General features: G+C 70.9%; 12 protein-coding genes. 5 read left to right on the top strand and 7 right to left on the bottom strand.

The window, feature by feature from the left end; all coding sequences use genetic code 11:
- Nucleotides 1–7: 7 nt before the first annotated feature.
- Complete coding sequence (locus tag ACQPZW_RS29815) at nt 8–1264, top strand: IS701 family transposase (RefSeq protein WP_433788504.1); 1257 nt, start codon at nt 8–10, stop codon at nt 1262–1264.
- A gap of 126 nt (nt 1265–1390) precedes the next feature.
- On the opposite strand, the gene ACQPZW_RS29810 is transcribed toward ACQPZW_RS29815, so the two are convergent.
- The 5 genes from ACQPZW_RS29810 to ACQPZW_RS29790 all read right to left on the bottom strand — a co-directional run bounded on the left by ACQPZW_RS29810 (nt 1391) and on the right by ACQPZW_RS29790 (nt 5829).
- The gene (locus ACQPZW_RS29810; protein ID WP_433789350.1) at nt 1391–2125 is read right to left on the bottom strand and encodes an ABC transporter ATP-binding protein; all 735 of its coding nucleotides are present in this window, start codon (nt 2123–2125) and stop codon (nt 1391–1393) included.
- Nucleotides 2101–2943 carry an ABC transporter permease gene (locus ACQPZW_RS29805; protein WP_433789348.1) on the bottom strand — a complete coding sequence of 281 codons (843 nt, stop codon included), beginning with the start codon at nt 2941–2943 and terminating at the stop codon, nt 2101–2103. The genes ACQPZW_RS29810 and ACQPZW_RS29805 overlap by 25 nt, the downstream gene beginning before the upstream one ends.
- Nucleotides 2940–4004 carry an ABC transporter substrate-binding protein gene (locus tag ACQPZW_RS29800; protein WP_433789347.1) on the bottom strand — a complete coding sequence of 355 codons (1065 nt, stop codon included), beginning with the start codon at nt 4002–4004 and terminating at the stop codon, nt 2940–2942. The genes ACQPZW_RS29805 and ACQPZW_RS29800 overlap by 4 nt, the downstream gene beginning before the upstream one ends.
- Before the next feature lie 21 nt (nt 4005–4025).
- Nucleotides 4026–4511, bottom strand: a complete 486-nt coding sequence (locus tag ACQPZW_RS29795) for a flavin reductase family protein (RefSeq protein ID WP_433789346.1) — start codon at nt 4509–4511, stop codon at nt 4026–4028.
- Between the two features lie 88 nt (nt 4512–4599).
- Nucleotides 4600–5829 carry an ROK family transcriptional regulator gene (locus ACQPZW_RS29790; RefSeq protein ID WP_433789345.1) on the bottom strand — a complete coding sequence of 410 codons (1230 nt, stop codon included), beginning with the start codon at nt 5827–5829 and terminating at the stop codon, nt 4600–4602.
- A 116-nt stretch (nt 5830–5945) separates the two neighbouring features.
- Between ACQPZW_RS29790 and ACQPZW_RS29785 the strand changes: the two genes are divergently transcribed.
- The 4 genes from ACQPZW_RS29785 (at nt 5946) to ACQPZW_RS29770 (ending at nt 9601) form a co-directional block, all read left to right on the top strand.
- Complete coding sequence (locus tag ACQPZW_RS29785) at nt 5946–6377, top strand: hypothetical protein (protein WP_433789344.1); 432 nt, start codon at nt 5946–5948, stop codon at nt 6375–6377.
- 43 nt (nt 6378–6420) lie between these two features.
- A complete protein-coding gene (locus ACQPZW_RS29780) occupies nt 6421–6789 on the top strand; it encodes a ClpX C4-type zinc finger protein (RefSeq protein WP_433789343.1) in 369 nt (122 codons plus the stop codon).
- 60 nt (nt 6790–6849) lie between these two features.
- Nucleotides 6850–8433, top strand: coding sequence for a diguanylate cyclase (locus tag ACQPZW_RS29775; protein ID WP_433789342.1), 1584 nt, complete (start codon nt 6850–6852; stop codon nt 8431–8433).
- 100 nt (nt 8434–8533) lie between these two features.
- Nucleotides 8534–9601 (top strand): DUF2855 family protein, encoded by a 1068-nt coding sequence (locus tag ACQPZW_RS29770; RefSeq protein ID WP_433789340.1) that lies wholly within the window; start codon nt 8534–8536, stop codon nt 9599–9601.
- 20 nt (nt 9602–9621) lie between these two features.
- Here the strand turns inward: ACQPZW_RS29770 and ACQPZW_RS29765 are convergent, their stop codons facing one another.
- Together ACQPZW_RS29765 and ACQPZW_RS29760 are read right to left on the bottom strand one after the other, a co-directional pair.
- Nucleotides 9622–11235, bottom strand: coding sequence for a methyl-accepting chemotaxis protein (locus ACQPZW_RS29765; RefSeq protein WP_433789339.1), 1614 nt, complete (start codon nt 11233–11235; stop codon nt 9622–9624).
- 104 nt (nt 11236–11339) lie between these two features.
- The gene (locus ACQPZW_RS29760; RefSeq protein WP_433789338.1) at nt 11340–12713 is read right to left on the bottom strand and encodes a cellulase family glycosylhydrolase; all 1374 of its coding nucleotides are present in this window, start codon (nt 12711–12713) and stop codon (nt 11340–11342) included.
- Between the last annotated feature and the right edge of the window lie 118 nt (nt 12714–12831).

Raw genomic sequence — 12831 nt, 5'->3', positions numbered from 1 at the left:
TTGAGGTATGCGCGTAGTTGGCGTCGAGCGGTTGCGTGAGGATCTCACCGAGTACACCGCGGATGTGTTCGCGTCGTTGTCACGCTCCGGTTGGCAGGACCGGGCGGGTTGGTACCTGTACGGGTTGATGCTCGACGGTCGGCGTAAGTCGATCCAGCCGATGGCCGTCCGCCTCGGCGGGGCTGTGCACGAGCAGGCGCTGAATCACTTCGTGACCAACAGCCCGTGGCCGGTCGAGCCGGTCCGCGCCCGGATCGCCGAACTCATCGACGAGGCGGTAGAGCCGCAGGCGTGGGCGATCGACGACACCGGGCTGCTCAAGTGCGGTACCGCGTCGCCGTGCGTGGCCCGCCAGTACACCGGAACCGCGGGTAAGGTCACCAACTGCCAGATCGCGGTGAGCGTCAGCATGGTCACCGACATCGCGTCGTGCCCGGTCGACTGGCGGCTGTTCGTGCCCGAGTCCTGGGATCCGGCCTCGCCCAAGGCGCACCCGGACGTGCACCAGCGGCGCCGCAAGGCCGGTATCGCCGACGAGATCGGCCATCGGGAGAAATGGCGGCTGGCCCTGGACATGGTCGACGAGTTGATCGGCTGGGGCCGGCAGCCGCCGCTGATCGTCGCCGACTCCGGTTACGGCGACAACGCCGAGTTCCGTTACGAGCTGGAGCGGCGCGGGCTGGGCTATGTGGTGCAGGTCAGCGGTGACCTCAACGCCTACCCGCTCCCCACGCGGCGTACCACTGTCACGCACGGCCGCATCGGCCGCCCACCGGTCCCGCGCTACCGTGATCCGGAATCCACCCTGCTCGCACTCGTCACCGCCGCCGGCGGGCAACAGGCGGCCCGCCGCGTCACCTGGCGGCAGGGCTCACGCCGACGGGGCGGACAGCCGCAGATGATGTCGTCGCGGTTCGCGATCCTGCGCATCCGCCCGGCCGGACGGGTGCTGCGCCGCTTGCATCGCGGCCACGATCTACCGGCGGCGTGGCTGATCGCGGAATGGCCGCGCGGCGCAGCCGAGCCGGTCAAGTACTGGCTGTCCAATCTGCCCGAACGCATCGCGAGACGGACGCTGGTGCGGCTGGCGAAGCTGCGCTGGCGCATCGAGCACGACTACCGGGAAGTCAAGACCGGTCTCGGCCTCGATCACTACGAAGGCCGCACCTGGCAGGGCTGGCACCACCACGTCACCCTCATCTCCGCCGCCCACGCCTTCTGCACCCTGCAACGCCGGGACCCAAAAACCCGTGCGCCGGAATGACCCTTTACGGCGTACTCCGACGCCTGCAACACCTGCTCGTCTTCCTGCTCGGTACCTGTCCGACCTGCCAAACTCGCTTCCCGCAACGGAAACAGAGCCGACGGCGAAGATCATGACAAAGTACTACTAGGCATCGGCGGCCACCCCCAGCCGGTCGAGCAGCAGTGTGCGCAGCGTCGCGAAACCGGCGTCGGAGCGGGACCGGTGGGTCAGCTCGACCCGCACGTCGGTGTCGACCACGCCGGCGTCCAGCAGGATCACCCGGTCGGCGAGCACGATGGCCTCGTCGACGTCGTGGGTGACCAGCAGCACCGCCGGGCGGTGCGCCTCGCACAGCTTGCGCAGCAGGGCATGCATGCGGATGCGGGTGAGGGCGTCCAGGGCACCGAACGGCTCGTCGGCGAGCAGCAGTTGCGGTTCGCGGACCAGCGAGCGCGCCAGGGCGGCTCGCTGTTGCTCACCCCCGGAGAGTTGGTACGGCCACGCGCGCTCCCGCCCGGCGAGCCCCACCTCGGCCAGCGCCTGACGACCCCGGTCGGCCGCGTCCGGGCCGCGCAGCCCGAAGACCACGTTGTCGAGGATCCGCTTCCACGGCAGCAGCCGGGAGTCCTGGAAGACCACCGACACCGCGTCCGGGACCTCGATCCGACCGTACCCGGTGACATCGCGGTCGAGGCCGGCCAGCGCCCGCAGCAGGGTGCTCTTGCCGGTGCCGGACCGCCCGATCAGCGCCACGAACTCGCCGGGCGCGATGTCCAGGTCGAGCCCGTTGAGCACGCCGCCGTCGGAGTTGAAGCTGCGGTGCAGGTCACGGACGCGGACCGCCGACGTGCTGGTCAGCCCTCGAGTGTCTGCCGCCATGACAGCACCCTCCTCGCGGTGAGACGGACGGCGCTGTCGGCGCAGTAGCCGAAGACGCCGTAGATGACGAGGCCGACCACGATCACGTCGGTCTGGCCGTACTGCTCGGCCAGCGTGATCATGTGACCGATGCCGGCGACCGCGTTGTACTGCTCGACGACCACCAGGCCCAGTAGCGACGACGTGACCGCGAACCGCATGCCGAGCAGGAATCCGGGCAGCGCGCCCGGCAGCACCACGTGCCGGACGAACTCGCCGCGGTTGATGCCGATCGTCTCGGCCAGCTCGGCGTACCGCCCGTCGATGCTGCGCAGCCCGTTGTGCGTGTGGATGTAGATCGGGACGAGGCTGATCAGCGCGATCGTGATGATCTTCATTTCCTGGCCGATCCCGAACCAGGCGATGAACAGGGGGATGATCGCGAGGGTCGGCACCGACCGCTTGATCTGGATCGGACCGTCGATCAGCGACTCGCCGAGGCGCGACAGGCCGGAGAGGACCGCCAGGACGGCGCCGGTGACCACGCCGAGGGTCAGGCCGATCAGCGACCGCTCCAGCGAGGACAGGATGTTGCCGAGCAGGTCGTGGTTGACCCACTGGTCCTCGAAGGCGACCACCACGTCCCACGGCGCGGACAGGATCGCCGGTTTGACGACACCGGACGCGGATCCCGCCGACCAGAGGGCGAGGGCGAGGACCGGGCCGATCCAGAAGGCGAAACGGATGCGACGGCCGGGCCCCAGTCTGCGGCGTACGACCCGGGCGTCGACCCTCTCACCGGGGGCGGTGACCGGGGGAGTGTGCAGCGTGGCGGTCATGCGGCGTCACCGGTGACGACCTTGTCGCCCGCGGCGGCCGCCTGCACCGGCTCGAACCGGCGGTCGATCAGCGTGGTCACGTCGAGCCTGTCGTGCTTCTGCTCGGTGGACAGCAGGTCGGCGGTCTCCTGGAGCCGGGTGACGGCGGCGTCCCACGTCGCCGGGATGCCCTTCTCGCCCTGGATCTCCACGACCGCTTTCGCGTCGGCCTCGCTCAGGCCCTGGGTGTCCTGGTAATACGCCTTCGCGTACTCGGCCGGGTGCTCGTTGGCCCAGAGCACGGCCCTGGTGCGTACGGCCACGTAGACCTTGAGCGCCGCGGCCTTCTCCGCGTCCTCCACCGACGAAGTCAGGCAGTACAGCGTGGCCGCGTCGTCCCGGATGCCGGTGAAGAGGGAGGTGGCGCCCGGGTACTTCGCCTCGTACAGCTTGATGTTCTGTGCGCCGATCGGGGCCACGTCGACGGCCTTGCCGCCCAGTGCCGTCACGTACGAGTCGCCGGTGCTGGTCAGCTCGACCAGTTGCACGTCGGACTGCGACAGGCCGGCCTTCTGCAGCACCCGCAGCACCAATGCGCCCTGGGCCTGGCCGGCGCTGTAGGCGATCTTCTTGCCCCGCAGGTCGGCGAGGGAGGTCACGCTCACGCCGGGGGCGACCCCCAGCTTGTAGATCGGGTGCTCCAGCGGGTCGAGGGTCACCGACTGGAACACGATCCTCGTCGAGGTGCCGGTCCACGCGGCGAACAGCGACGGGATGTCGGCGACCGCGCTGCAGTCCAGTTTGTCGGCCCGGAACGCCTGGATGCTCTGCGGTCCGCCGCTGATGTTGGCCCACTCGACCGTCACCCCGGCGTTGCTCAGCTCCTTGTCCAGACCCGACGCCTGGATGACCGCCTGGTATTGAGGGTCGCCCAGGCGCAGCACGGTGCCACGGGGGACCTGGTCCGGCAGGGCGGCGGTCAGCTCGAGTCTCGTGGCGGCCTGCTCCTGCGAGCAGCCCGCAGCGAGGGCGAGGACCGAGGCGAGCGCGGCTCCGACCGTACCCCTGGGATGTCTGTTCATGATCTTCCTTCTTCCGGGGAGTCAGAGGGAGTGGAAGTCGCCGTCGTGGTAGAGCAGCGGGGCGCTGTGGCCGGCCAGCCCGACCTCCTCGATCCGGCCGATGACCAGGTGCGCGGCGCCCGCCGGATGGCGGTGCTCGATGACGACCCGCAGCCAGGCCGCGGCGCCCTCCAGGACCGGCTCGCCGGTCGGCAGCCGCCGCCAGCGTGTCGGTGCGCCGAAGCGGTCGATGCCGCTGGTGGCGAAGGTGCGCGCCAGCTCGGTGTGCCCGGCGCCCAGCAGGTGCACCACGGCGGTGTCGGCGTCGCGCAGGTGTGGCCAGGCCGACGCGGTCGCCAGGATGCCGAACGACAGCAGCGGCGGCTCGGCCGACAGCGAGGCGAGCGAGGTGACGGTGACGCCGGCGGCGCCGCGGCCCGCGTCGGCGGTGACGACCGCGACCCCGGCGGCGTGGCGGCGGAAGGCCTTGCGGAAGAGATCGGCGTCGGCGGAGACAGTGATGGTCATGGTGGGCTCCCGTCCTGCGGCTTAATTCATACTATGCAGCTAGGATTAGAAGGCAAGCATGCATCGTAGTGAATTAAATAAGCGGAGGTCAGGACGCTTTGAGGCGCGCCTGCAGATCCAGTGGAGACGCGTAGACCTGGTCGAGAGCGACCGCTCCGCCGGCCACCGCCAGCACCGTGCCCGGAAAGCTCGACGGGAACACCACCCGGTCCACGTCGGCGCCGGCCGACGACCGGGCCGCGATCTCGGCCCGCAGGGTCGCCAGGGACTCCGGCAGCTGGTTCGCGCCCGCCTCCGCGACGATCAGCACCTCCGGGTCGAACAGATCGAGCAGCAGCGCCGCCGCCCGGCCCATCAGCCGCGCCCGCTCCCGCAACAGCTCGATCGCACCGGCGCTGCCCGCGGCGGCCGCCTCCACCAGCGCCGGGATCTCCGGCCGGTCGACCAGCCCGGCCGTCACCGCCCGCCGGATCAGCACCCGCTCGGACACCGCCGCCTGCAGGCAGCCGACCCGGCCGCACGAGCACGCCTCCCGGCACCCCTCGATCGGCAGGTGCGCGACCGCGCCCGAGGCCGACCGCGGTCCCTGGTGAACGGCCCCGCCGGTCGCGAAGGCCACGTCCACCACGTTGCCGGCGAACAGGTGCACGGCGCTCTCCCGCGCCCGCCCGGCCACCGCGCCGAACAGCAGCTCACCCCGCAGCAGTGCCCGTGAGTTGGTGTCCGTGCGCACCGGGAGGCCGGTCACCTCGGCCAGCGCCGCCGCGATCGGCACGTCGCGCCAGCCCAGCGCCGGATGCTCGACGATCGTGCCGTGGGGGGAGTCCACCCAGCCGCCGGTCGCCACGCCCAGCCCCAGGATCCGGCGCCGTGCCCCGTGCCGCCGCCGGACCGCCGCGATCCGTGCCCCGATCGCCGCGATCACGCTCGCCGGATCGGTACGCCCGTGCGGTTCCTGGACCTGCACGACGATCCGGCCCCGCAGGTCCAGCAGCGACACCGTGATCCGTGGGACCGCGATGTGCACGCCGATCACCGCGGGGCCGTCGGCCGGCAGGTCCAGCGGCACGTGCGGCCGCCCGATCCCCGGCTTCCCGGCCGCCTCCGGCACCTCGCGCACCAGACCGCGCTCCAGCAGCGACCCGACCAACCCGGACACCGACGCGGCCGACAACCGGGTCGCCCGGGCCACTGAGCTGCGGGCGATCGGTCCGTGGTCGAGAACGGCGCGCAGGACCGCCCCGGCCGAGTCGTGCGACCGGCGGGACCCGGCCGGCGGCAGGTCGTCGCGCCGGGTCGTGCGCCGGCCGTCGATCATCCGGCCAGCGTAAATCGGGACTCGTGTCGATGTCGCGTCAAGTCACCGGACGTTTCACGGTCGGTAACACCTCGGCGGTGTCGTCACATCCGGCCGGCCCTGATCGTCGAGACGGCATGAGCATCCCGATCTCCATCAAGCGCCTCGCCGTCGCCGTGCTGGCCGTCTCCGCGGCGGTCCTCGGCGTCTGGGCCGCGGCCTTCCCTCTCTCCTTCTACGACGACTTCCCGCTGCCCGGGCGGCACTGGGTGTCGGCGCTCGGCCCGTACAACGAGCACCTGACCCGCGATGTCGGCGGCCTGTTCCTGGCCCTGCTGGTCCTGAGCGTCTGGGCGCTGCGCCGCCCCACCCCGGCCGCGCTGCGCGTGACCGGCGGCGCCTGGATGGTCTTCACCGCCGAGCACCTCCTCTGGCACGTCCTGCACCTGGAGGTCTTCCCGGTCGCCGACCGGATCGGCAACGTGGTCGCCCTGGCCGCCATGCTGCTGCTCTCCATCGTGCTCCTGCTGCCGAACGCTTCGCTTCCCGTCGATGTACGTCAGGAGTAGCCTGACGCTGTCAGGGTGCGCCTGACGGCCAAGGGAGGGTGTCATGACCGACGTCAAGCTCAACTGCTCGTTCTGCGCCAAACCGGCCGAGACGGTCGAGAAGCTGATCGCCGGGCCGGGGGTCTACATCTGCAACGAGTGCGTCGGGCTCTGCAACGACGTGCTCGGCATCGAGCAGCGGCGCGCGCCGGACGAGCCGTCCACGCCGCTGCCGGTGTGGGAGGAGTCGATGAGCGACGAGCAGATCCTCGAGGTGCTGCCCCGCATCGCCGCGGTCGGGGTGCAGACCGAGGCGAGCCTGCAGCGGCTGGTCGTCATCCTTCGCGAGCGGCGGGTGACCTGGGCGCGGATCGGCGCCGCCCTGCAGATCACCCGCCAGTCGGCCTGGGAGCGGTTCTCCGGCGAGGAGTAGGTCAAGCCGGGCCCCGGCCTGCCGATAGGAGCGCGTCGAGGTCGGGGAGGGGTACGGGGAATGGCACATCTGGCGCTGGCGGCGCTGTTCGCGGCGGCGGCCGCCATCGCGGCGACGGTCCTGGTCATCGCGTGGCGACGGCGGTCCGAGGCGGCCGGTTTCGCGTCGATCGCGGTCGTCGCCGCCGGCGCGACCTGGTGGTCGGCGGTGTCCACGGCGCCGCTGCTCACCGAGGATCCCGGCAGCCTGATGATCGGGCTCTCCCTGCCCTATCTCGGGGTCTGCACGCTGGTGGCCGGCTGGTGGGCGACCGCCCGCGCGCTGTCCGACCGGTTCTGGACACTGACCCGGCGGTCGGTGCTGCTGCTGGCGATCGAGCCGGTCCTGGTCCTGGTGGCGCTCGTCACCAACCCGTTCCACCATCTGTTCATCGCGGGGCTCAAGTCGACCGTGATCGACGGCGCGCAGGCCGCGGTGTTCGGGCCACTGTTCTGGGTGCACGCCGTCTACTCGTACGCGATGATCGGCTACGCCGGCTTCGTCGTCATCCGGACCTACAGCCGGGAGACCAGCCGGCACCGCGGCTATCTGCTGATGGTCCTCACCAGCGTTCCGACGCTGCTGATCAACCTGGCCGGCATCCTGACCGGCGGCCGCATCATCGACCTGACCGCGGTCAGTTTCGCGTTGACCGCGCCGATCGTCTACTGGCTGGTCACCCGCCAGTCGACGCCCGCGCTCGCCCCGGTCGCCCACCAGGAGGTGATCCGGAACATGAACGATGCCGTCATCGTGCTGGACCCGGAGCTGCGCCTCGTGGTGGCCAACCCGGCGGCCGGCCGGTTCCTGCTCCGCCTGGGCCTGGCCACCGTGGAGCGCGGCCGGATCCGACTGCCCGAGCTGGTCACCGACCTGCCCGCCGACGCCGAGGAGACCTTCCTGCTCCGCGACGTCCGCGGCTCCGGCGTCGACTTCGACGTGCGGGTCAGCCCGCTGCACGACCGGCGGGGCAACCGCGCCGGGACGATGATGATCGCCCGGGACGTCACCGACCAGAACCGGCAGCGCGAACACGTCGAGGCCGCCAACGATCAGCTGCGGGCCCAGCTCGCCACGATCGAGTCGCTGCGCGCCACCCTCGCCGACCAGGCGGCCCGCGACTACCTGACCGGGCTGTACAACCGGCGGCACCTGATGTCCGCGCTCGCCGACGCCCGCGACACCGGCGCCGGATTCGCCATCGCCCTGATCGACATCGACTTCTTCAAGAAGATCAACGACGGGTACGGCCACAACGCCGGCGACGACGTCCTGGTCCACGTGGCCCGTCACCTGAGCGGCGGCCTGCGCCCCGGTGACGTCGCCGCCCGCTACGGCGGTGAGGAGTTCGCGCTGTTGCTGCACGGTGTCACCGGCGAGGAGGCCGCGGCCCGGGTCGACGAGCTGCGCCGCACGCTGTCCGAGGACCGGGTGCCGGCCGCCGGCGGGTCGACGCTCCAGGTCACGTTCAGTGCCGGGGTGGCCGTCCGCGACGGCGACCGCACCGCCGTCGACCTGATCCACGAGGCCGACATGGCCCTGTACGCCGCGAAGTCGCAGGGCCGCAACCGCGTCGAACGCGCCCCCGCCCCGATCTCCTCCTGAGGCCGCCGGCCGTCGCGCACGCCTCCTCCGCGTGCCGGAGTGGGATTTTGCACTTGCCGTGCTACTTGTTTGCCGGGTCCAGGCTTTCTAGCGTCGTGGGATGGCTCCCTCCTGGACTTTCGCTGTCGGACGTGACGATCTCGGGCGCACCACGATCGCCGAGCAGCCGGTGCCGGCGCTCGCCGACGGGGAGGCCCTGTTGCGGGTCGACCGGGTCGGGATCACCGCCAACAACGTCACCTACGCGGTGCTCGGCGAGGCCATGCGCTATTGGGAGTTCTTCCCGGCCGCGTCACGCGGGCTCGGCGACGGCTGGGCGCTGCCACCGCTGTGGGGATTCGCCGAGGTCGCCGCGTCGACGGTGGCCGGTGTCGAGCCGGGCCAGCGGGTCTACGGATACCTACCGCCCGCAGGGCACCTGGTGGTCCGGCCGGAACGGGTCGACGCCTCCGGCTTCCGGGACGCCAGCGCCCATCGTGCCGAGTTGCCCTCGCCGTACAACGCCTACCGTCTGACCACCGGCGACGCCGCCTACCGGGCCGGCCAGGAAGACCTGCTGATCCTGTTCCGGCCGTTGTTCTTCACGTCGTTCATGCTGGCCGACCAGGTCGCCGACAACGACTTCTACGGCGCCCGCACGGTGGTGCTGTCGTCGGCGTCGAGCAAGACAGCCTATGCCGCCGCGTTCGAGTTGCACGGCCGCGGGCACCGGCTGGCCGGGCTCACCTCGCGTGGCAATGTGGACTTCACCAGGTCACTGGGCTGCTACGACACCGTGCTTCCGTACGACCGGATCGCCGATCTCGACGTCGAGCCGACCGCCTACCTCGACCTGTCGGGGGCGCCCGCGCTGCGTGCCGCGCTGCGGGAACGCCTCGGTGACCGGCTGGTCCGGGACATCGCGGTCGGCCTCACCACGGGCATTCCCAACGCCCACGCCGCCGGTGAGGTCTTCTTCGCCCCGGTGCAGATGCGCAAGCGCAGCCGGGACTGGGGCCGGGACGGCCTGGACCAGCGGTTCGCCGCGTCGTGGGAGAGGTTCGCCGCGGTGGTCGCCGGGTGGGTCGACGTGCACGCCGGAGCCGGGCCCGAGGACCTGCGCCGGGCCTGGCTGGAGGTTCTCGGGGGCCGCACCCCGCCGCGGGTCGGGCACGTCGTTCAGCTCTGACCCGCGGGCGGCGCGGCCGGTCACAGGGTGAAGCCGGCCACCAGTTCGCGCAGCTCGTTGCTGGTGTGACTCAGGCTGCCGGCGCTCTCCCGGGCCTTGGTCGCGATCGTCGTGGTCGCGCCGACCGCACCGGCCACACCGGCGATGTTGGTGGCGATGTCGGCGCTGCTGCCGGCGACCTCGGCCACGTTGCGGGTCATCTCGCTGGTGGTGGCGGTCTGCTCCTCCACGGCCGCGGCGATCAGCGTCTGGAAGTCGCTGATGCGGGCGACCACGTCGCCGATCTGGCTGATCGCGCCGACCGCCTCGTGCGAGTCGGTCTGGATCGCCTTGACCAGACGGGAGATCTCGTCGGTGGCCCGCGCGGTCTCCTGCGACAGCTCCTTGACCTCGCCGGCCACCACCGCGAAGCCCTTGCCGAGCTCCCCGGCGCGGGCGGCCTCGATGGTGGCGTTGAGCGCGAGCAGGTTGGTCTGCTCGGCGATCGCGGTGATCATGGCGACCACGGCGCTGATCTCCGCGGACGAGTCGCCGAGCTTGCCGACGGTCTGGTTCGTCCGGTCGACCACGGTGACGGCCTCGCCGGCGACCCGGGCGGCCTCACCGGCGTTGCGGGCGATCTCGTCGATCGCCTGGCTCATCTCGGCGCTGCCGGCCTGCAGGGTCTGCACGTTGCCCGAGACATGACCGGCGGACGTGGCCACGGTCGCCGCCTGCGTGTCCATGGCGGTGCTGGCGTCGGCGATCTGCTGGGACACCGCCGACAGCTCGTGCGAGGCGGTGGCGACCGCTCCGGCGTGACCGGCGATCGCCGAGACGGTGGCCCGCAGTGACGCGGCGGTCTCGTTGACCGCGTCGCCCAGCCGGCCCAGCTCGTCGCGGCGGTTGAGGTCGACGCTGACGGTCAGGTCGCGGTCGGCCAGGCGCCGCAGCGCCGCGACCACGGTGGCCAGCGGGCCGACCACCGACCGGGTGACCCAGAACCCCATCAGCACGGCGACCAGGACGGCCAGCGCGAGCGCGATCCCGAGCATGGTCAGCGCGGTCGTGCGGACCTCGGCGACCTCGGTCCGTAACGCCTCGGCCCGGGCGTTGACCGATTCGTCCAGTGCCGCGGTGATGTCCAGGACCTTGCCGTACGCCTCGGAGGCCTCACCGCCGTTGACGCTCTTCATGGTCTTGTCGAGGGCTGCCCGGTTGTCCGCCGACAGCCAGTCGTCGAGCTTGTCGTCCCAGCCGAAGAAGTCGTCCCAGGCCGGTTCCAGCTTGTCGAACCGGGCCCGTTCGGCGTCGGTCATCGCGCTGGTGTCGGTCGCCTTCAGGCCGTCGTAGAGGGCCTTCTTCGACTTGAGCTCGCCCTGCCGGTTGTAGCCGTCGGGGCCGGTGGCGTACTCGTACCCGAACGCCGCGACGTCGGAGATCCACAGGCCCTGCCAGCCGGTCACGTCGGCGGCGTTGTACTTGGCGTCCTGGATGGCGTCGCGGAGCTGCTCCATACCGCCGAGCCTCTGCTCGGCGGTGGCCTGCTGGCGAAGACCCCACCAGCCGACGGCGGCGGACGTGACGATGAGGGCGGTCAGGGAGCAGTACGAAACGGCGAGACGCGTGCCGACACTGATGTCACCGAGTCGCATCGGAAATCTTCTCCTAATGAATGTGTGTACCCCTCTCTCGGCACGGCCCTCAAGGGACTGAGTGAAATGCGCCGCGGGCACACGGCCCACGGCGCATTTCGCGCTCAGGCTGCGGCGCAGGTCACAGCCGGGTTGTTGTTGGTTGCACCGCGGGAGGCGGTGAAGCCCCAGCTGGTCTCGCCGCCCGCGGCGAGCCGCCCGTTGTAGGAGGCGTTGCGGGCGGTGACCGTCTCACCGGAGGTGGTGACGGTCGCGTTCCACGAGTTGGTGAAGCGCTGCCCGTTGGGCCACGTCCACGTGACGGTCCAGCCGGTGATCGCGCTGCTTCCGGCCTTGACGGTGACGTTGCCCTGGAAGCCGCCGGTCCACGAGGTGCTGACCGCGTAGGTGGCGGTGCAGCCACCGGACGGCGGGTTGCTGGGCGACGGGGACGGCGGGTTCGACGGTGACGGCGACTGCGACGACTGGCTCGGCGACGGGTTGACGCCGCCGAACACGGTGGCCTCCTTCGACGTGGCCTTGATGCCGTTGGCGCCGTTGAAGAGCCGCTGGCCCCAGCTCGTCAGCTGGGCCGGGTTGAAGTTGGTGACCAGGTCGAGGTATTCGACGCCGCCCCCGTTGCCGGACCACGACCAGCCGAGATAGCCGATGCCGAGCTGCTGGCTCGTGGCCAGGATGGTGTCCTCGTCGGGGTTGCCGTCGGAGTGGTCGTGGCCGAACTCGCCGACGACGATCGGCAGGCCCGCCGACTGGAAGCGGCCCAGGTAGTCGTTGATCTCCGCGGCGGTGTCGAAGACCCCGTACATGTGGATGGAGAAGACGGTGTTGCGGTTGGGGTCGGCGGCGAAGACCGAGGCGGCGTTGTCGCGCATGATGAACTGCCAGTCCTGGCCCCAGTTCGGCGCGTCGACCATGATCTGGTGCTGGAACCCGGCGGCGCGGAGCCGGGTGATCGCGGACTTGGTGTCGGCGGTCCACCCGGTCGAGGCGGTGCCGTTGCCGTACGGCTCGTTGCCGATGTTGAGGATGACGAAGTTCTCCTGGCCGGTGAGCGCGCTCTTCACCGAGATCCAGTAGTCGACGGCCTGGGCGAGGGTGGCGGCGCCGGACTGCTCGCCGTACCCGGTGGTGTCGTGCACCTCCAGCACGCAGATCAGCCGGTTGGCCTTGCACTGGGTGATCACGTTGCTGACGTCGGAGGCGGCGTTCGCCGTCCAGCGCTGGCCGCTGGCGAGTACGACGCGCACGGTGTTGGCGCCGAGGGCCTTGATGTTGGTGAGGGAGCTGCTGGTCTGGCTCGCGTACCAGGTGTGGGCGTGGTTGACGCCACGCATCAGGAACGTGTTGCCGTTGGCGTCGAGGATGCGGGTGCCGGAGACGGTGAATCCGGCAGCGGCCTGGGCCGGCTGGGCGAGGGTGAGGACCGCCGCGGCGGCGGTCAGGACGGCCGCGAGGCCGCCCCACCATTTGGCTTTCATGGGGATTCCTCCCTGTCCGCCAGGGGACGGCGACGGACAGATGTCGGGGGACGGTCGTCGAGAATCTAAAAGGACTTAACTAAGCCGGTCAAGAGGCAGGCTGCTAATGATCTTCGAT

The organism is Actinoplanes sp. CA-252034, from assembly GCF_050956125.1.
Lineage (GTDB): Bacteria > Actinomycetota > Actinomycetes > Mycobacteriales > Micromonosporaceae > Actinoplanes.
This window is presented reverse-complemented; position numbering and strand designations above follow the sequence as displayed.